Origin of the sequence: Marinomonas sp. TI.3.20 (assembly GCF_038155025.1) — a bacterium.
Classification (GTDB): Bacteria; Pseudomonadota; Gammaproteobacteria; order Pseudomonadales; family Marinomonadaceae; genus Marinomonas; species Marinomonas flavescens.
On the sequence record NZ_JBAKAS010000003.1, the window covers coordinates 88,602 to 108,821 of the forward strand.

Annotated in this window: 18 protein-coding genes; 8 read left to right on the forward strand and 10 right to left on the reverse strand. The window is 41.5% G+C overall.

Annotation, left to right across the window (positions count from 1 at the left end):
* Positions 1 to 229 precede the first annotated feature (229 nt).
* Positions 230 to 1,486: a glucose-1-phosphate adenylyltransferase gene (gene glgC / locus V6259_RS04605; protein WP_133011958.1), complete on the reverse strand. Its 1,257-nt coding sequence runs from the start codon at positions 1,484 to 1,486 to the stop codon at positions 230 to 232.
* A gap of 90 nt (positions 1,487 to 1,576) precedes the next feature.
* Between glgC and glgA the strand changes: the two genes are divergently transcribed.
* Complete coding sequence (glgA, locus tag V6259_RS04610) at positions 1,577 to 3,010, forward strand: glycogen synthase GlgA (RefSeq protein WP_341583495.1); 1,434 nt, start codon at positions 1,577 to 1,579, stop codon at positions 3,008 to 3,010.
* Positions 3,011 to 3,060: 50 nt separating this feature from the next.
* Here glgA and V6259_RS04615 read toward each other — a convergent pair whose 3' ends face one another.
* Together V6259_RS04615 and V6259_RS04620 are read right to left on the reverse strand one after the other, a co-directional pair.
* A complete protein-coding gene (locus V6259_RS04615) occupies positions 3,061 to 3,903 on the reverse strand; it encodes a substrate-binding periplasmic protein (RefSeq protein WP_341583496.1) in 843 nt (280 codons plus the stop codon).
* A 126-nt stretch (positions 3,904 to 4,029) separates the two neighbouring features.
* Positions 4,030 to 6,303, reverse strand: coding sequence for a transglycosylase domain-containing protein (locus V6259_RS04620; RefSeq protein ID WP_341583497.1), 2,274 nt, complete (start codon positions 6,301 to 6,303; stop codon positions 4,030 to 4,032).
* A 372-nt stretch (positions 6,304 to 6,675) separates the two neighbouring features.
* On the opposite strand from V6259_RS04620, the gene V6259_RS04625 reads away from it, so the two are divergent.
* The 5 genes from V6259_RS04625 to V6259_RS04645 all read left to right on the forward strand — a co-directional run bounded on the left by V6259_RS04625 (position 6,676) and on the right by V6259_RS04645 (position 10,726).
* On the forward strand, positions 6,676 to 7,035 hold the full coding sequence (locus tag V6259_RS04625; RefSeq protein WP_341583498.1) for a Rieske (2Fe-2S) protein: 360 nt from the start codon (positions 6,676 to 6,678) through the stop codon (positions 7,033 to 7,035).
* Between the two features lie 445 nt (positions 7,036 to 7,480).
* On the forward strand, positions 7,481 to 8,269 hold the full coding sequence (gene modA / locus V6259_RS04630; protein WP_341583499.1) for a molybdate ABC transporter substrate-binding protein: 789 nt from the start codon (positions 7,481 to 7,483) through the stop codon (positions 8,267 to 8,269).
* 12 nt (positions 8,270 to 8,281) lie between these two features.
* The gene (gene modB, locus V6259_RS04635; protein WP_133011962.1) at positions 8,282 to 8,977 is read left to right on the forward strand and encodes a molybdate ABC transporter permease subunit; all 696 of its coding nucleotides are present in this window, start codon (positions 8,282 to 8,284) and stop codon (positions 8,975 to 8,977) included.
* A 1-nt stretch (position 8,978) separates the two neighbouring features.
* Complete coding sequence (modC, locus tag V6259_RS04640) at positions 8,979 to 10,058, forward strand: molybdenum ABC transporter ATP-binding protein (RefSeq protein WP_341583500.1); 1,080 nt, start codon at positions 8,979 to 8,981, stop codon at positions 10,056 to 10,058.
* 215 nt (positions 10,059 to 10,273) lie between these two features.
* On the forward strand, positions 10,274 to 10,726 hold the full coding sequence (locus tag V6259_RS04645; protein ID WP_341583501.1) for a MarR family winged helix-turn-helix transcriptional regulator: 453 nt from the start codon (positions 10,274 to 10,276) through the stop codon (positions 10,724 to 10,726).
* A gap of 14 nt (positions 10,727 to 10,740) precedes the next feature.
* Here V6259_RS04645 and V6259_RS04650 read toward each other — a convergent pair whose 3' ends face one another.
* Positions 10,741 to 11,379, reverse strand: coding sequence for an HD domain-containing protein (locus tag V6259_RS04650; RefSeq protein WP_341583502.1), 639 nt, complete (start codon positions 11,377 to 11,379; stop codon positions 10,741 to 10,743).
* 152 nt (positions 11,380 to 11,531) lie between these two features.
* Here V6259_RS04650 and V6259_RS04655 point away from each other — a divergent pair, with 152 nt between their 5' ends.
* Complete coding sequence (locus V6259_RS04655) at positions 11,532 to 12,470, forward strand: nucleoside recognition domain-containing protein (protein ID WP_133011966.1); 939 nt, start codon at positions 11,532 to 11,534, stop codon at positions 12,468 to 12,470.
* On the opposite strand, the gene V6259_RS04660 is transcribed toward V6259_RS04655, so the two are convergent.
* Both V6259_RS04660 and V6259_RS04665 read right to left on the reverse strand, forming a co-directional pair.
* Positions 12,456 to 12,713, reverse strand: a complete 258-nt coding sequence (locus V6259_RS04660; RefSeq protein ID WP_133011967.1) for an MFS transporter — start codon at positions 12,711 to 12,713, stop codon at positions 12,456 to 12,458. The genes V6259_RS04655 and V6259_RS04660 overlap by 15 nt on opposite strands.
* 205 nt (positions 12,714 to 12,918) lie before the next feature.
* Complete coding sequence (locus V6259_RS04665; protein WP_341583503.1) at positions 12,919 to 13,530, reverse strand: OmpW family outer membrane protein; 612 nt, start codon at positions 13,528 to 13,530, stop codon at positions 12,919 to 12,921.
* 310 nt (positions 13,531 to 13,840) lie between these two features.
* Between V6259_RS04665 and V6259_RS04670 the strand changes: the two genes are divergently transcribed.
* Positions 13,841 to 14,722 carry a carboxylate/amino acid/amine transporter gene (locus tag V6259_RS04670; protein WP_341583504.1) on the forward strand — a complete coding sequence of 294 codons (882 nt, stop codon included), beginning with the start codon at positions 13,841 to 13,843 and terminating at the stop codon, positions 14,720 to 14,722.
* Positions 14,723 to 14,809: 87 nt separating this feature from the next.
* Here the strand turns inward: V6259_RS04670 and V6259_RS04675 are convergent, their stop codons facing one another.
* The 4 genes from V6259_RS04675 to V6259_RS04690 form a co-directional block, all read right to left on the reverse strand.
* On the reverse strand, positions 14,810 to 15,544 hold the full coding sequence (locus tag V6259_RS04675; RefSeq protein ID WP_341583505.1) for a YccT family protein: 735 nt from the start codon (positions 15,542 to 15,544) through the stop codon (positions 14,810 to 14,812).
* 213 nt (positions 15,545 to 15,757) lie between these two features.
* Positions 15,758 to 16,003, reverse strand: a complete 246-nt coding sequence (locus tag V6259_RS04680) for a hypothetical protein (RefSeq protein WP_341583506.1) — start codon at positions 16,001 to 16,003, stop codon at positions 15,758 to 15,760.
* A gap of 175 nt (positions 16,004 to 16,178) precedes the next feature.
* The gene (locus V6259_RS04685; protein WP_341583507.1) at positions 16,179 to 17,783 is read right to left on the reverse strand and encodes an isocitrate lyase; all 1,605 of its coding nucleotides are present in this window, start codon (positions 17,781 to 17,783) and stop codon (positions 16,179 to 16,181) included.
* A 119-nt stretch (positions 17,784 to 17,902) separates the two neighbouring features.
* Positions 17,903 to 20,116, reverse strand: a complete 2,214-nt coding sequence (locus tag V6259_RS04690) for a malate synthase G (protein WP_445928499.1) — start codon at positions 20,114 to 20,116, stop codon at positions 17,903 to 17,905.
* Between the last annotated feature and the right edge of the window lie 104 nt (positions 20,117 to 20,220).

Sequence of the window (20,220 nt, forward strand, 5' to 3'; positions counted from 1 at the left end):
CAAAGTGGCGCCATTACTAGGTTAACGAAAGTTATCACACAGTCACTAATAGGGTTATCCACAGCATGCGGGGATAACCTAGAACTCTTTAGAAAATGCGACCAAAAAACGAATTTTCAAGGTCTAAAGCGCAGGTGATCACTTAATTGTTCTTATTTAACCATTCATTTGACAAAAAAAAGCCGCTTCAAAGGCGGCTTAAATTAAGCTCATCAAGTAAAATGAAACGCTATCCTTTAGATAATGCTTCAATCATATCCTGAGTGACTAAAGTGATTCCGTCAGAATTACGATAAAAACGTGAAGCATCTGCTACCGCATCTTCACCGATAACCGTTCCTTCAGGAATTTGACAGTCGGAATCAACCACGACACGATTGAGGCGACAATGACGGCCGATATCACAACGCGGCAAAATAACTGATTTATTCACATGTGAATAAGAATTTACCCGCACATTATTAAATAGAATAGATTGTTCGACAGTAGAACCTGACACAATACAACCAGCTGATACAACTGAGTTTAACGCCGTACCAATACGCTCTTCATAATTGTAATTAAACTTCGCTGCAGGGCGCTGATATTGGGCTGTACGAATAGGCCAATCTTCATCATAAAGATCCAACTCAGGGACCAATTTAGTCAAATCCATATTGGATTCCCAATAAGCAGTCAAGGTTCCTACATCACGCCAATAAGGCTTGTTTGGATAGCTTACATTCTGCACAACACTATTTGAAAAATGATGCGCTTTAATCTTGCTATGCCCAACAAAGAGAGGAATAAGATCCTTCCCAAAATCATGGCTTGATGCGGAATCAATTGCATCAGACCTTAAATGCTTGCAAAGAAACTTGGTGCTGAAAATATAAATCCCCATACTAGCAAGAGACACATTTGGATTACCTGGCATAGTGGGTGGTGCCGAAGGCTTCTCTTCAAAAGCAATAATATTGTCCTGTTCATCAATATGCATAATGCCAAATTGATCCGCTTCATGAATAGGCACTTCGATGCAGGCAACAGTGACGTCCGCACCGCTCTCAATATGCTCTTTAAGCATGATGCTATAATCTTGTTTGTAAACATGATCCCCAGCTAACACAAGAACATATTCACTTTCTAAACCGTCGATCATCGTTAAATTTTGATACACCGCATCCGCAGTACCTTGATACCAATTACCGCCTGTTTGTTGCTGAGCCGGCCAAAGTTCAATAAATTCATTAAAATCAGAACGTAAGAAGTTCCAGCCTCGTTGGATATGCTGGTTTAAAGTATGAGAACGATACTGAGTCAAGACAGCAATACGACGCATGCCTGAGTTGATACAATTAGAGAGAGGAAAGTCGACAATTTTATACTTCCCAGCAATGGGGACAGCAGGTTTGGAACGGTTGTCCGTTAACTGCTTCAATCTTGAGCCCCTTCCGCCAGCCAAGATGATTGACAGGGTTTTCATACAAGCGGTATTTAAATCCATAATTTACCCTTAATTAGTTATCTGCTAACGCTACACCGAATTATTTTTAGGTATACTATCCTTACCATGCTGAATCAATAAGATAACAAGATGATGAGAATCCTTTTTGCTGCATCCGAAATATACCCGCTAATCAAAACAGGTGGACTTGCTGACGTGGCTGGTGCTTTGCCCGCCGCTCTGAGAGCAAAAGGACATGATGTAAAACTTATCATGCCTGCCTACAAAGGAATATTAGAAAAAGTCGAACCTATTCATAACAGCACCAACTTGGGAGATCCATTTGGTGTTGGCGACTTAATCCTGCTCGAAACACGTACCACAGAAGACGACATTCCTATTTTCTTAGTGCAATGTCAAACACTGTTTGAACGTGATGGTGGACCTTATGTAGACCAAAATGGTGTCGACTACCCCGATAACCATATACGATTTGGGGCTTTTTCTTGGGCTATTGCAATGCTCGCTCAACACGGTAACTTACTAGGCTGGCAAGCCGATGTACTCCACCTTAATGATTGGCAAACTGGCTTTGCAGCAGCCTATCTTGAGAGCTGGAAAATGAATCACATTCCTATTGTCACTACCGTACATAATTTACGTTATAACGGCAGTTTTGATATGAATCAATTTCCTGACATGCGATTGTCAGGAGAATTGCTTGATATTCATGGCATTGAGTTCTATGGCCGCTTTTCTGGATTAAAGGCGGGGTTGGTATATGCAGACTCAATTACGACAGTAAGCCCAACTTACGCCAAAGAAATTCTTACCAGTGAGTATGGTGACGGACTAGATGGCACACTAAGAGCCATGAGGTATAAACTCCACGGCATCTTAAATGGTGTAGATTATGAGTTATGGTCGCCTGAAAAAGATCCATTAATCAAACAAAACTATTCCATCGATTCTATCGAGAAGAAACTTGATAATAAACTCGCACTGCTAAAAGAAAACGGTTTGTCAGAAGATCCGACCAAACTTGTTTTTGGCATTGTTAGTCGCTTAACCGAACAAAAAGGTTTGGACCTAATTCTAAGTGCCATTCCAAGCATGTTAGAAAAAGGCGTTAGGCTAATTGTATTAGGCTCCGGAGATAAAGTGTTAGAAGAGGCTTATAACGAACTCCAACGTCAATACCCACATCAAGTGGCCATCAGAATCGGGTACGATGAAGCTTACTCCCATCGCTTACAAGCAGGCATTGACTCCCTACTCATTCCATCTCGATTTGAGCCCTGTGGTTTAACTCAACTTTACGCTCTTAAATATGGCACTTTGCCGCTAGTAAGAAAAACAGGTGGCTTAGCAGATACCGTATTTGAGCAAGGCGATTTGCATAATGGTTTTGTTTTTGATCACGCTGACGCGAACTCTCTTTACGAGGCAATGGAGCGCTGCTTAGCTTGCTTTGATGATATTAATGCATGGCAACAGAAACAGAAAAATGCAATGAGTTATGATTTTAGTTGGGAGAAAACCACGGAAAAATGGGCTCAACTGTACCGAAATTTAATACAATAAACAGTGAAGAAATAAAAAATATCGAGCGAAAAAGAACATTAGCTCGATATTTATTTCTTGAGTAAAGCTATGTCTGTTGTCTGAAATGCACGCCATTCTTTAATGCCATCAAACAATGCTTTTTCGGCGATACCTTGTTTGTGCATCTGACTCAATGCCATAGCGATTTTTTGTTTAATAGCCACCGTATTACAAGATGATGCTTTTGACAAAGTCAGATACAAGCCTTCACTGCTTATTGAAGGGGATTCGTAAGTGATTTGCTTTTGTAAACCAAGCATAGTGACATAGGCAATGCCTGGATTTTTTTCATAGAGAACATAATCCACACTGTCCGCCATCAGCATTTGAAAAGCATTAGACAAACTAGCAACAGACAAGATATTCAAATCTTGCCGTGCATAACTGTCAAAAGCCTGCCCAAAGCTGTTACTTATAACAGTCACTCCCCATTTCCCTTGTAAATCTTTCTTAGAGTGAAAAGGAAAGGTTTCTCCCTTACGCTGCCAAACGACACTCGTTGTATGCAGCATAACAGGATAAAAATAGTCCATATAGCTCGCCCGACTATTGGTGTAAAAGGCGCCAGCTATCATATCAACTCGCCCGTTTTTCACTGCTGATAAGGCCTTAGACCAAGGCCCTACGCTTTTCAAAGTGATTGGGATATTAATGCGACGACTCAACTCATCAATAATGATTTTATTAGCACCAAGGAGCTGGTCATCTTTGTTATTGCCGCGCCAAAGAAAAGGGGGATATTCAGGATTGCCTGTGGCTGTCAGTGAAGAACATTCACCACCCGGTTCTTCACTTATTTCAGATGCGAAGGAAAAACCACTGAAAAAAACACTATTCATTAAACAAAAAAGTACCGTTTTCTGTAGCCACATAAAGCGAGAGCTCCTTAAAACATACAACAACATAAGACACGCTTTAGGAAACAATCGCCTACGAAGTTTAACCTGTAAAAGTAACGCTTTTTTCTATAAAGACAAAACATCATTAATTTATCAACATTAAAATGGCCATAGACAAGACGATGAAGACGTTGGTTGCGTTCCTAGAACGAACGCCAATGACTCTTTGTCGTCACAACGATCTGCGGCGATTTCAAATTCGTCTTTTAACACATTATAACGCGCAGCACCTGTTGGCAAAGTTTCTGGTAACGAACGAGGATTGGTGTGCGCGGTAAAATCTATCCACACCTTCTGAGCCCCCGTCGCACCAGTTATATTCATTGGCTTATTGTCATCTAAACCGAGCCAAACTGTACTGGCATAATCCCCTGTAATACCCTCAAACCAGCTATCGCGTAGGTCATTAGTCGTTCCTGTTTTCGCAGCGAACTTAAGATCTGGAAAACGACGCTGAGCCGCTCTTGCGGTGCCCATTTCCGGCACTTTAGTCATACCATCTAAGGTGACGGCTAATAGTGCATCAGTAAAAGGAACACGAGTTGATAGATCAAAACGTTTCAGAAGCCTATTTTTTTGATCCATAACCGCCAGAACCACTCCCAACTCACTGCTTTTCCCTTGAGAAGCAATAGGTTGATACATTCTAGCGACTTCAAAAGGAGACAATTCTAACGCCCCTAATGCCATCGCAGGATGCATAGTAAAAGGTCGTTTAACACCTAATTGACGTAAAGTATCTCCCACACGGTCAAACCCTACCTGTTGCGCTAGGTTTATGGTCGCTAAGTTATAAGACCTCGCCATCGCTTCATACAGATGGACCATTCCATGGGTTTTACGATCATAGTTTTCTGGTGCCCAAATCTTTCCAGCAATATCAAACCTTAGGGCTTTATCATCAATCTTCGACCACCACGTATATTTTCCAGTAGCCAAAGCAGACATATAAAGAGGAGGTTTAACCAAAGAACCAATTGGACGAACAGCACCAAGCGCCCGGTTAAACCCCGAATAATACTTATCACTCGAGCCAACAATTGCTCGTACTTGCCCGTTAATTCGATCGGTGACTACCATAGCACCTTGAAGCCCTTTTAGGTGGCGACTACGACTAATGGCTAATACTTGACGGCGCATCGCTTCGCTGGCGGCCTGTTGCGCTCTGATATCAACACCGGTGTAAATACGTAAATTTTTAGTGGCCAGTGTCTTTTGATCAAAATCACGAGAAAGCTGCATGGAAACTAGGTCAAGATAATCACCATAAACAGAACGTTCTTTATGTTTATCAGCAAGGCGAATGGGCTGTTTTCTCAAGACATTATAATCGCCTTGAGTAAGACGCCCTTGATCCTTCAAAATAGCTAACACCGTATTACGACGTGACAATGCGCGCTTAGGATGGCGCTCTGGATTATAAATGGACGGTCCTTTAACCATACCTACTAACAGCGCTAACTCATCAATATTCAACTCTTTCAAAGGGCGACCAAAGAAATGCTGACTCGCTGCCGCAAAACCATGAAGTCCTTCATTACCAACTTGAGCTAGATACACCTCGTTCATATAAGCGGTAATAATGGCCGATTTTGAATAATGGTATTCCAACAGTAAACTCATCACGACTTCGGTTAACTTGCGAGTATAGGTCCGTTCCGAACTCAAAAACATGTTCTTAACAAGCTGCTGCGTTAACGTCGAACCTCCTTGGCGACGAGATCCGTGGGTGAAATTAACCCACGCCGCGCGCGCAATACCGGTAGGCGAAATGCCCCAGTGAGAATAGAAATCTCTGTCTTCGACTGTGGTTAAAATCTCAATAAGAGGTTTAGGAATATCGTCATAGGAAAGGATTTCACGACGCTCAGTATTACCGCCATAAAGAAAACCAATACGTTGCGGCTCAATGCTGGCCTCTTCAACCGAGTCACCACTCAAAGAGTGAATCGCAAGCTTGCCATCTTCAAAGGAAAAAATACGTCGTTCACTAGGGTGATAACCTGAATAATCAACATAAGAGCGTAAGTTAGCGCTTACCTTAGTTTGGCTACGAGCGGCCCAACCTACTTTCTGGCTATTACGACCGAATCGATAGCCGGTTTCTTTAAGCAGGGTTTCAAGGTCTTCTTTTTTCCAAGGTGCGCCATTTTTAAGATAAATAGGCGCACTGTATACTTCTGAGGGCACTTGCCATTTCTGCCCTTCAAAGCGAGAAGTTACTTTTTGATCAAGCCACCAAACCCAGCCTGCAAAAGGTAAGCTTCCTAGCAAAGCGAGGATCAATCCCCACTTGAAAATAAAGCGCCAAAATTTACCAAAAAAGGAACGTTTAGGTTTGCTTTTTGATGTTTTTTTCGTTTTTGAAGTCATAGACTTACGCGGAGATTTAGAAGGTGTTTTATTAGCCATTAAGCAAGTATAAGGAGCTTATCAGTACCTAGCAACGATCATTCAAAAACTAATATTTTTTCTCTCTCAGATCGACAAAAAACAAGCGATTGGGCGGCTTTATATTGACAAGTCCTATGGTAATCTGACATTTTCAGTCTTCCCTATTACTAGGGTGAAAGAAACACTGAATACATGAAAATAAAAAATGGTGATAAAAGACTATTAAATGGCTCAATATTTACCTGTGAAGAAGTGTTCATTTGAAAGATCTACAAAATTCAAACTGGCTCACTGGAAAAATTAGCGTCATTAAATCCAGTTAATTCTTTGTCTAAAAAGTGTGGTGATCCTGTGTTTTATAAACATCTTATTCCAAACGCGAAATATTTAACCGAAGGCAACTCGTTACATTTCCAAGCTAAACACGCTGATTTTGTCATTGTGAAACAGCAAGGTACTTTGCTTGCTTATGAAAATCGCTGCCCTCACCAAAAACGCTCTTTAAGCAGTGATTCAGAACGCTTTTTTGATGACGATGGCGATTATTTAAAATGCCGCCATCATGGTGCTCTTTTCACCCCATCAGATGGTCAGTGCATCGCTGGACCTTGTCAGGGAAAAACATTAAAACGTGCCACAATTGGTCTTGAAGAAGGCGATTTTTATTTGCTTATAGCGGAAAATATCGAATCCAATAGCGCGATTGCTTAGGGTGACGTAAAGCCACAACACAAATGATCATATTGAGAAAATGAGTAAACACTTATCCTTGTGGCTTCTGAATATCAGCACGCGATAATTGTACTTAGAGAACACAATGTAACGGTATTCATAGCATCATTGTCCATTTTTCATTCGTGTCGACGGGCTCGCCTATGACAAACACATTGCTCACGAATACGCTTACTTATTGAGCGATGATAACGAAACGTGCCGCAGTTTGGTTTATGCGTAAAAACGCCTTATTCTCAAGTCATATCCCAGTAAAGTAACACGACAACTGCACTACCAATAGGGATAATGCTCTTCTTTAGCCAAGAATAAGACATCTCATTATCATCTTCGGTTTACTCTTTCCAGAACAGATTAAGATATGTTTGAAAGAAATATCCAATTTAACATCAACCTATATTTATTTTAATTCTGAGAGTGAATTATGATGTTTTTTGATTTAAGAAAACGAGAAAGAATACCCCTTTATTCATTCATAAAAATAGCCACTATCAGTTTTTTCATGTTTTGCTCTGGGATCATTTTTGCAGAGCCTCTACGTATTGCTGTCGCCTCCAACTTCACGTCGCCAATGCAAAAGCTCGCCCCTTTGTTTGAAAAAGAAACAGGGCAAAAAATTCAGCTGTCTTTTGGCTCATCCGGCAAGTTTTATGCTCAGATTCAACACGGAGCTCCATTTGATGTCTTTCTTTCTGCGGATCAAGCAAAGCCCAACAAACTCATTCAAATGGGCCTAGCATTAAAAGAAAGCCAAACTGTTTACGCAAAAGGTACGCTTGCGCTCTGGTCTGCCAAACTGAAGTCCGTAGAGCCTATAGCGAACGTGTTAAAAAATGCGCGTAAAATAGCCATCGCCAATCCAAAATTAGCGCCTTACGGCAAGGCGGCAGAAGAAACACTTAAAAAATTAAACCTTTGGTCACCACTAAAAGATAAATTAGTACAAGGTGAAAATATTGGGCAGACCTATCAATTCGTTTACACTAAAAATGCCGATGTAGGCTTTGTGGCATTATCTCAAGTACTGTCTGGTGACATAAAAGGCAGCTTTTGGACAGTACCCAGCTCTTTTCATGCTGATATTAAGCAGTCTGCTGTGGTCATAAAAAAATCAAAGCAAAAGAAAATGGCTACTGCTTTTCTAGCATTTTTAATGCGCCCTGATATTCAGAAAAAAATTGCCAGCTTTGGCTACCAAACATCCATTAAATAAGGCTTTTCCTATATGTCACTGAGCCCTGGAGACATAACGGCAATTTGGTTAACACTCAAGCTGTCTGCTTTAGTAACCTGCTTGTTACTCATTATCAGCACACCCATTGCTTGGTGGTTAGCAAGAACCCAGTCTTGGTTAAAAGCGCCTATTAATGCCATTGTTGCCATGCCCTTAGTATTACCACCAACAGTGCTAGGGTTTTACTTACTCATTTTTTTAGGCCCTGACGGAACGTTAGGCTCACTGCTTAATGAATTAGGCATGTCCCCTTTACCTTTTAGCTTTAAAGGACTTGTTGTCGCCTCAATGATTTACTCTTTGCCTTTTGTCGTGCAGCCCATTCAAAATTCGTTTGCCGCCATGGGCAATCGTCCTCTAGAAGTGGCGGCCACACTACGTGCTTCGCCATGGAATAGGTTTGTTTATGTGGCTTTACCACTGGCTAAACCTGGCTATCTAAGCGCGGCAATACTAGGGTTTGCTCACACTGTAGGAGAGTTCGGTGTGGTATTAATGATAGGGGGGAATATTCAAGGTGAAACGCGCGTGTTATCGGTACAAATATACGATCATGTTGAAGCGCTGGAATATGGCCAGGCTCATTTTCTTTCTTTAATTATGGTCGCCTTTGCTTTCTGTGTCTTAGCGCTGCTTTATGCTTTGCAAAAACGCGGAAAAAATACCGTCATCGAAAGTGCTTTCTAAAATGACTGATTTAAAAATACGCTTAACCAAAAACAACACAGCTCATTTTTCTTTAAATACCGACTTACGTCTACCAAACCACGGCGTAACCGCCATTTTTGGCCGTTCAGGATCGGGGAAAACAACACTATTACGCTGCATTGCTGGACTAGAAAAAAGTGAGTTTGGTGAAGTCAGCCTCAATGGGGATGTTTGGCAAAATACAATGACTTGGCTGCCTCCTCATAAAAGGCCGATTGGTTATGTTTTTCAAGAAGCCAGTTTATTCTCTCACTTAAGCGCAAAAGAAAACCTAGAATTTGCGATAAAAAGAGCCAATACAAAACAAACCATTATTGACTATGAAGAAATAGTCACTTTAATGGGGATAAAACCATTACTAGCAAAATACCCTAATCAATTATCCGGTGGCGAACGACAACGCATTGCCATTGCGCGCGCATTATTAATTCAACCCAAAGTATTACTCATGGATGAACCGCTTTCAGCGCTTGATGAAAGTCTAAAACAAGACATACTTCCTTATTTAGAAGCGCTCTGTCGGCGCGTTCAAATCCCTATTTTATACATCAGCCACTCTATTGACGAAATTATTCGCCTCGCTGATTACCTTGTCATCCTAGATAACGGAAAAGTGATAGATCAAGGCAGAACGCAAAAAATTCTTGGAAAATTACCCACACATCTTCTACAAAGCCAAGACGCTAGTGTGCTCATTTCAGGAACCATTACTGAGAAACACAAAGAATGGGGACTCTCTAAAGTGAGTTTTTCCCATCACCATATGATGATAAAGAGTAGTGAAGAGAAAATAGGCGATACGATGCGATTAAGAGTCAAATCTAGAGATGTCAGTATTTCGCTTTCAAACGAAGATAATTCGAGTATTTTAAATCGCTTAGCGGTAGTGATCGATGATCTAGTAAAAGACGACCAAGATCCCAGCATGATGATGGTGAGAATGTTAGCAGGAGATACACCAATTCTGGCAAATATCACGGCGTTATCCGCGGATAAACTTAACCTTAAAAAGGGACAAAATGTCATCGCTCAAATAAAGTCGGCTGCCGTTTTAAGATAATCTATATCTTTTTTGTTGCCTCCCCTCTTCAAAATTTCAGTTCTTTTGAAAACTCATTCTAACTAAATCAATAAAAGCAATTTCAAAACCTTATGAACTTTCTTTGGTACAAACAGTCTTTGTAAGATTAGTATTAAATTGAAAAAACCAAACACATTGATTAAGTCTACTTTTATTAATAAAGCTCACTTAATCGATATGAAAAGAATGAGATTATGCCTAACAACGAATCAGACTTACAGCTTACCCTTATCAATATCATTTATGGTTTAAAAACCTCTATGAAAGAAACCATGAGCCTAAAGGAGATTCCTTTGTCTCCTCTGTGCTTCATGATTCTTAAAGGCATTCATGAAAATGAAAAATGCACGGCTCATGCGCTTTCTGAAATGACACATAAAGACAAGGGACAAATGGCGCGTTTGATTAAAGAGCTAATGCTGCACAAGGTTATTTATAAAGAAGCCAATCCATTAGACAAGCGCAGTCAATATTTGCGTTTAACTGAGGAAGGTCTTCAGTATTATCTCGAATTGAAAGCCGCAGACAATATCGCTATTAACCAGATACTATCTGGCATTAGCGATAAGGAACTAGAGCGATTTTTGAAACTAGGCGAAAAAATGGTAAAAAATATTGCCACTTTGAACACTAAGCCAAAAGCCTGAATGCGATGGTTACATCATATTTCCTTTGCTAGCTGATGTAAAAAATCTCGCATCTTACTTTCACGAAGCTCCCCTTCTTTGCGAGCCGCTGCAGTATTCAGTGTCGCACTAATATGAAATAACTTTTTAAAGAAATGATCTATTGTAAACTCGACGTCATTTGGCTGGCGTTGAGTACAAAAAGGGTCCTCTAAAGCATATAAACTACGCCCTAACGCCCCGCTAACTTGCATACAACGCGCAATACCTATCGCACCTAATGCATCAAGACGATCCGCATCCTGCACTATTTTCGCTTCAAGCGTTTTAGGATCTATATTCGCACTAAAACTATGGGCACAAATAGCATGATGGATCGGCGCATAATATTGCTCAGGATAGCCAATTTCAGTTAAGAATTTGACCGCCTTATCGCCTGCCATAGACGATGCTTTGGCTCTATCTGGGTGGCTTTTTGGCAATGAAAAACAGTCATGTAGCCATGCGGCTGGTACCACTATTGCCAACTCAGCAGACTCATCTCTCGCCAATTGCTTCGCTACTTTTACAACCCGTTCAATATGATGAATATCGTGAGCCACATCCGCAATGCTTTCTTGCTCAATAAACAAGCGACATTGGTTTTCATATTTTATTAGCCAAGAATCCGTCATGAAACGCCCTCTTTACAGTTTCTATCGCGTATCATACAAGTATTCAAAAGCGGTTTTAATAACAAATTAACCAAAGCAAACCTTCTAATTACAATAATTTTTCTATACATTGCCGCTTACCTACCGTTTTGTACCAATCACTGGAGTATTTGGTGGATCAGTTTATTTCCCTCATTTTAGTATCGGGTAAAGCTGGGCTTAATATGGCTCTGTATATTTTAATGCCTATGATGGTCATCATGTTAGCAATCATGAAGCTGCTTGATGCTAAAGGCATTTTAAGCTGGGTATGCGATAAACTGGCGCCAATGTCACGTTTATTTGGCATTCCAGGACTCGGTGTTTTTGCAGCCCTTAAAATTACCTTTGTCAGTTTTGCCGCTCCCATTGCAACCCTCTCCTTAATGGATAAAAACGGTACTAACGAACGACATTTGGCAGCCACACTAGCCATGGTACTCGCCATGTCTCAAGCTAATGCTGCCTTTCCATTAGCGGCTGTAGGGTTAAATATCGGTGTATTAATCGGTACTTCTTTTATTGGTGGATTAGCCGCTTCATCTGTTACTTATTATCTGTTCACAAAAAATTGGTCCACTTCCGAAATAACAAATGAAGATGATGCTCCAACAGCAAGTTATGAGGGAAAAAAGAGTATTTTACAAATTCTGTCCGATGGCGGGCAAGAAGGCATGCGTCTCGCTCTCGGCATGGTTCCTATGTTAATTATTGCGATCTTTTTTGTTAACGTACTCAAAGCGTTGCATGTCATCGATTATTTAGCACCAATATTAGCTCCTGCCTTAAGTTTGATTCATTTACCCGAAGCCAGTGTTCTGCCACTAATAACCAAATTCATTGCTGGCGGCACCGCTTATGTTGGCATCACAATCGATCTTGTAAAACAGGGCGCTATTAGCGTAACTGAGCTAAACCGGATGGCTGGATTTGCCACAAACCCATTAGATGTTGCAGGTATTGCTATTTTCGCTGCGGCAGGAAAACGTATCAACAAGGTGATGCGCGTTGCAATATATGGCGGCTTAATTGGTATGTTTGTCCGTGGGGTTTTGCACTTAATTATCTTTTAAGGTATTAAACAACCGACGGCGACCATAATTATCACCTAATCGCCCTCCCATCGCTAAACAGACAGCAAAACTGACACCATAAACTGCAACCATCAGCTCTAATTCTATATGGCTAGCATTCAATGCTGAAGCAATTGAGCCTAATGCAACATTTACTATTGAAAAGTCGATCAATGGCAGAAGCTGTCCAGCCATTAAAATAGCCAGCCCTGCTGCGCTCAACGAAGCTCTTGTCTTATTCATAATTACCCTAGAATTAATGATTCTTTGATATCGTCATGGAAGGTTTTTTAGACTGTCATCAAAAAGTAGCTGTTTAACTATAAAAAACACTAATAATATCATCAAAGTTTAAGAGCTTATGAGTTCTACATAAGATTCTAGAAATAAAAAAGCCTTGATGCTGCGGCAACATCAAGGCTTTAAAAAAAGAACCTATACTAGGGTGTTAAAAAGTATAACCAACACCTACCATAACTGACACTGGATCAATTTCTGTATGAATTGTGCCCACTGCAGTTCGAACATCAGTATCAATGTCCATATACCAAACAGACGCATTCGCAAACCAGTTCTTAGCAATTTTTGCATCTACACCCGCTTGTGCAGCCCAACCTAAAGAATCATCAACGCTAACATTTGTGCCTGCTAAGGCACCCTTGCCTTTCTCGTCAAAGAAGAAAGTGTAGTTAACACCCGCTCCAACATAAGGGCGAATTTTACTGTCGGCTTTACCAAAATAATATTGCGCCATCAAAGAAGGTGGTAACTGAGAAACTTCTGCGACCTTGCCATAGCCTTTTGTAGAGACATCATGAGTAAATGGCGTCGCTAACAGCAATTCAACCCCCATATTGTCAGTCGCCATGTAAGTCAAGGTAGCTGCTAATTGGGTATCATTACTAATTTTTAACTCGTCACCATTCACCTTATCACTGCTTTCATTCGGCATAACAATAGCGGCACCGCCCCGCACGAAAAAATCGCCTGCATTATGAGCAAGAGCAACGGAAGAACAAAGTGCAGAAACAAGAGCAACAGGGATAAGTGCTTTCATCATCAGATTCCTTTTTTTAGTCAAATGAAATATCAATGACGAGCAAGGTACCAAGTCTGATGCAGTAAAATGTTAATCTAGATCAAGGTTTGCCTAGCGCAAGCCAACAAGCACGACACAACCCCAATCTATGTCAATAAAAGCACACAATTTTGAATGCACTCTGCATTTGATTTTCGGTCAATTTACTTTACGAACATTCAGTTAGTGAATTACTTGATTAGTAAACCATAGATTTTATTTTGGTAAACAGATTTACCCAAATGATCGAACTGGTTAGACTTAGCGCAACTTTTGTTTGGAATCAAATCTTATGCCAATACTTATTGCCGTCACCCTTCTATGGGCATTCTCATTCAGCTTAATTGGCGTTTATCTCGCTGGACAAGTTGACCCCTGGTTTTCGGTGCTAATGCGCGTAGCGCTCGCCACAATGGTTTTTTTACCGTTCTTGAAAATTCGTCAGATTGAGCCAAGAATTGCCTTTAAACTGATGATTTGTGGAGCCTTGCAACTCGGCATAATGTACGGATTTTACTACCAATCCTTCCTCTATTTATCGGTACCGGAAGTGCTTTTATTCACGGTTATGACACCAATATACGTTACATTACTGAATGGATTGTTAGACAAACGCTTCAATATTGGTTTTCTTTTTAGTGCTTTATTAGCCGTACTAGGTGCTATTGCCATTCGCTATCAAGGTATTAACGAAGGCTTTATTAAGGGCTTACTCATTGTACAAGGTGCGAACCTTTGTTTTGCTGCTGGTCAAGTGGGCTATAAACGTATCATGGCAAAAGAGCGCCCTGATATACCACAGCGAACAATATTTGGTTGGTTTTTCATCGGTGCTCTTATTGTTGTTATTCCTTGCTTCCTAGCCTTAGGCAACATAGATAAATTACCGACAACCCCATTGCAATGGGGTATTTTGACCTACCTTGGTATTATTGCTTCAGGTTTAGGGTACTTTGCTTGGAATAGAGGAGCGACGTTAGTCAACATAGGAACACTTGCTATTGCGAATAATTTATTGATTCCTGCTGGCATACTAGTGAACGTTCTCTTTTGGAATCGTGATGCCGACATACTTCGACTTGCGATCGGTGGTGGTATTATCCTATTAGCGCTTTGGGTAAATGATAAGTTCAATCAAAAACTGGCCAATAAATCAGAAGTTCAAACCGCTTAAGTAAAAAATAATAGACAAAAAAAACCTGCAAATTGCAGGTTTTTTTGTTTCTAAATTTGTCTTTCTGTTTTTAATCAATAAACAATATTATTGAACTAACCAAACTTGGAAGGCTTTACGTTCTACTGGTGTCGCTTTATTGAACCAGAAGGTCAGCATCTCAAATTGTGTATTTTTAGCTTTCGGCTGATGCGTGTTATCTACCATCCAAATACGGAAGTCTTTGCGAGTTGCTTCATCTGATTTATTAAACCAGAATTGTAACATCTGAAATTCATTGGCTTCAGTAACGGATTTTGGCGCAGGAGCAGGCGCATACGTTGCCGCAGAATTAGCCGCAGCGGCAACACCGACACCAGTGAAAGTTTTAATCTCTTCTAGATAATCACGAGTAGGTTGAAAGCCAGATTTAAAAGGCAAGATTCTCTCTTTGTAATCTACCTTACTGCCGTCTTTCGTATTAACAATGGTAAACGTCGGTTTATCAGCGTAATTAGACGCTTTTTCATCAGTGCGAATATACGGTGCTTTGAGCTCAAGATTCACATCTTTTTTCATATCTAAATCAATAATAATTGGTTCAGATTTAAACAAATCTAAATTACCACTATTACGAACACTCTGGTGGTAACGTACGACAATTTGATGATGCCCTGGCTTTAGATCAACTTTAAAATCTGAACCAAAATCTCCCCCATCTTTCAGGTCAACATACATGATTTCGTATGAAACAGGGACTTTAAATTCCGCAGCAACAGCATGGGTGGTGATAGCTCCAAGTAGAATTGAGCTAGCTAGAATAGTGGTGTTCTTAAAGCGCATAGTTGGCTCCCTAAAGGCACGGCTTATGTTTTATCACGAGCCTATTTTTAATAATATTGTTATTCGAATACTGTCGAACCCGTTTATATTTCATCAATCTACCATAAAGCCAAAAAGAGTTTAGTATTATCTTCATTTTGCTTAATAACTTGCTGAATTTTGTCTTTTTTCTCATCCTAAACAAGAACATCACTATAGAGATTAATTATTACTCTATGGCCTAATTGGCCCACCGCCGCGATGATCTCCACCACTGTATTTACTATCATTCTTACCTGAGCTGTCTATCGGTCCATTACTTTTTTTAGCACTTAGAGATCCAGTTAATGGCCCCGTTGGCCCACCACCACGGTGATCTCCACCTTCATAACCATTATTTGAAAATAATGAGCACCCTGACAGACTCAAGATGGTAACCATAATAGCAATCTGTTTTAGTTTGTTCGTTATTCGTGTCACTGGCTTACTCCTATTGACCTTATTAGGTTAATGCTAAGTAGCTTAAAAAGAAAAGGCAAACAAAGCCTGCCTTACTTAACACTTTATTTTGCGCATAAAAAAAGGCCAGCAATCACAATATTGCTGGCCTTACAAAGACACACTTAAGGAAAATAGCTAAGGGAATAAACTAACCTTAAGAAGATACGGCGAACTGATTCATCGTATTATCTTTACCTGACGCTTTCAGTGCTTGCGCCCCAGAGAAGTACTCTTTATGGTCATCACCCATATTAGAGCCAGACATGTCCTGATGTTTTACGCAGGCCAAGCCTTGGCGGATCTCTTTACGCTGCACTTCTTTCACATATCCCAACATGCCTTGATCGCCAAAGTAGTCTTTCGCTAAATTGTCGGTAGACAATGCCGCAGTATGGTAAGTCGGCAAGGTAATTAAATGGTGGAAAATACCCGCTTGCTGCGCCGCGTCTTTCTGGAAACAACGAATACGTTCATCCGCTTCTATCGCGAGCTCTGTCGTATCGTATTGAGAAGACATCAACTGATCACGCTGGTAATCCGCGGTGTTTTTACCTTCTTCCAACCAGGCATCAAATACTTGCTGACGGAAGTTTAACGTCCAGTTAAACGAAGGACTGTTGTTGTAAACCAGTTTCGCATTAGGCACCACATCACGGATACGATTGACCAGTTCTGCGATTTGGCCAATGTGCGGCTTCTCTGTTTCGATCCACAACAAATCTGCACCATTTTGCAATGAAGTAATACAATCCAATACCACTCGATCTGCGCCCGTATCCGCTTTAAAGCGCACTAAACCATTTGGCAAACGGGTTGGTTTGATTAAACGATCGCCTTGTTTAATGGCCATATCACCAGACTGCATGTCTGCAAGCGAGGTCACTTCATCGCCATCTAGGTAGGCGTTGTATTGATCCGCTAAATCGCCTGGCTCACGAGATACTGGGATTTTTTGCGTCAAACCAGCGCCTAAAGAATCAGTACGCGCCACGATGACACCATCGTCCACTCCCAGCTCCATAAACGCATAACGTACCGCGTTAATTTTCGCTAAGAAATCTTCATGTGGCACTGTTACCTTACCGTCTTGGTGGCCACATTGTTTGGCGTCAGATACTTGGTTCTCGATCTGAATACAACAAGCGCCCGCTTCGATCATTTTTTTCGCTAACAAATACGTCGCTTCTTCATTACCAAACCCTGCATCGATGTCCGCAATGATCGGGACAACATGAGTTTCAAAGTTATCAATTTGCGTTTGCGCCGCTTGCTCTCGCACTTGATCGCCAGCTTCTCGGGCGTCGTCCAGGTCTTTAAATAGATGCTGTAGCTCACGTGCATCCGCTTGTTTCAGGAAGGTATAAAGCTCTTCGATCAAGGCTGGTACAGAGGTTTTCTCATGCATAGACTGATCTGGTAAAGGGCCAAATTCAGAACGCATTGCCGCCACCATCCAACCTGATAGGTACAGGTAACGGCTGCGTGTGGTACCAAAATGCTTCTTAATAGAGATCATTTTCTGTTGGCCGATAAAACCGTGCCAGCAACCTAAAGACTGGGTGTAATTCCCTGCATCGTTATCGTAGCTTGCCATGTCTTCACGCATGATTTTAGCCGTGTATTTGGCGATGTCTAAACCACTGGTAAAACGATTCTGCAATTGCATTCTGGCCACGTTTTCAGGGTTAATCGCCCCCCATGTACCTTGTTGCTGAATAGTCTGTGCTGCCTGCTGAGTTTTGTTTTTGTAAGTTTGCATGGTTAAGCCCTCTTATTTTAGGTTAGGTTTTTAATTTCTTTGGCAACAGCCAATATTTGTTAAATCATCAAATTCAGATACGTTGTCTTTTGCTCTCTATGGTCTTGCTTGCCTTACCTTTACTCTTTAGCAGCGGCTTTCGCTCGTACTCGGTAGGTATGCAAGAGAGGCTCTGTGTAGCCATTTGGCTGTTCGGTCCCTTTAAAGATCAAATCCTTCGCCGCATTAAAGGCGAAACTTGAATGCTCGTTGGCCGTCATTCCGGCTGGGGCCATTGGCTGATAATCTGGCGTATTTTTGTTTTGCTCATCGACCACTTTTGCCATTCGCTCCATCACCGCCATCAACTGGTTTTTATTGCAAATGCCGTGCAGCAACCAGTTCGCCAAATGTTGGCTAGAGATACGCAAGGTGGCACGGTCTTCCATTAGGGCCGTGTTGTTAATATCAGGCACTTTTGAGCAGCCAATACCCGCTTCTACCCAGCGCACCACATACCCCAATAGACCTTGAACATTGTTCTCAATTTCACGCTCGATGATGTCGGCCGATAAAGCTTGGCCAGGTTGAATAACCGGAATCCGCAGTAAATCAGTAAACGTAACGGGCGCGCGCTGCTTGATCTTCTCTTGCTCTGCAAACACATCCACTTGGTGATAATGCAAAGCATGTAAAGTCGCCGCCGTTGGTGAAGGTACCCAAGCGGTATTGGCTCCGGCTTTCGGGTGCGCAATTTTGGTTTTCATCATCGCGGACATCTCATCTGGCATTGCCCACATGCCTTTGCCTATCTGCGCTCGACCTTGCAAACCACATTGCAACCCCATGTCGACATTACGATCTTCATAAGCACCAATCCACGCTTGGGCTTTAATCTGATCTTTGGGTAAAAATGCCCCCGCCTGCATGCTGGTGTGGATCTCATCGCCGGTACGGTCCAAGAACCCGGTATTAATGAACACCACCCGTTCTTGCGCCATGCGAATGCATTCTTTTAAATTCAGTGTGGTGCGACGCTCTTCATCCATAATGCCGATCTTTAGTGTGTTCTTCGCCAAGCCCAATAGCTGCTCAACACGAGAGAATAGCTCACAGCTAAACGCCACTTCTTCTGGTCCATGCATCTTCGGTTTTACGATATAAATACTGCCTGTACGGCTATTACTAAGGCCCTTTTCTCGCTCTAAATCCAATGCACCGATCAAGGCGGTAACCACCGCATCTATGATGCCTTCAGGTACAAAATCGCCATTTGAGTCTTGGATCAAATCCGATTCCATCAAGTGACCAACATTGCGGATCAGCATTAAGGAGCGAGCAGATACACAATATGTTTCGTTTTCTAAATCGGTGAAAATACGATCTGGATTCATTCGACGCGTATGAGTTTCACCATCTTTCTCAAAGCGAGTCTCCAATGTGCCTTGCATCAAACCTAACCAGTTTTGATAAATTTCTAATTTATCTTCGGCGTCTACTGCGGCCACAGAATCTTCACAATCCATAATGGTGGTCAGTGCAGACTCGATGATGATGTCATCGATATTAGCTTTATCGTGTATGCCATTTTTGCCATTACGATCGAATTTGATCTCCACATGCAGGCCGTTATTTTTTAGCAAAATCGACTCTGGCTCGGCTTTTTGACCATTCAGCGCAACAAACTGACATGGCGTTTTTAAGCCGGTTTGATGACCATCAGCAAAGAACGCCAAGATATGGTGGTAGTACACAACATAACTTGTTACATCATGATGAGAGCCTTCATCAAGAGGGAAAGTGTTATCTAAAAAATCTTTAGCCTTGGCGATAACCTGTTGACCTCGTTGGGTATTATGACCACCAGCCAAATCTTGCTCACTATGGGCAATCACATCAGTACCGTAAAAGGCGTCGTACACACTCCCCCAGCGAGCGTTTACTGCGTTCAGTGCGAAACGGGCATTTTTCAGTGGCACCACCAATTGAGGACCCGCCAACTGAGCTATTTCTTCATCAACATTGTCAGTACTCACAGTAAAATCATCACCGGCTTGTACGAGATAACCAATCTCCCTAAGAAAAGATTCATACTCAGCCACATCCATTGGCTGACCTTGTTGCTCTTTATGCCATTGATCAATTTGTTGCTGCAGGCGAGCTCGCGTTGTTAACAATTGGCGATTTACGGGCGCTAGATCGTCGATCAACAAAGTCAATTCATGCCAAAATGTCTCAGCATCTAAGCCACGAAGCGGCAGGACATCGTTATCAAGAAAGCGACGGAAATCATCATTTACCAATAGGCTTAGCCCATGTTGCATTTCATTATTTTTATTTTGTGATTGCTTCATCTTACTTTCCTTTTCTCATCTACCTGTCTTATCGGGATATTGCTAACGAGTTCCAATTGCTTGATTTTTAGTCTACGACAAACTAAATTAGAATTTCACAATAA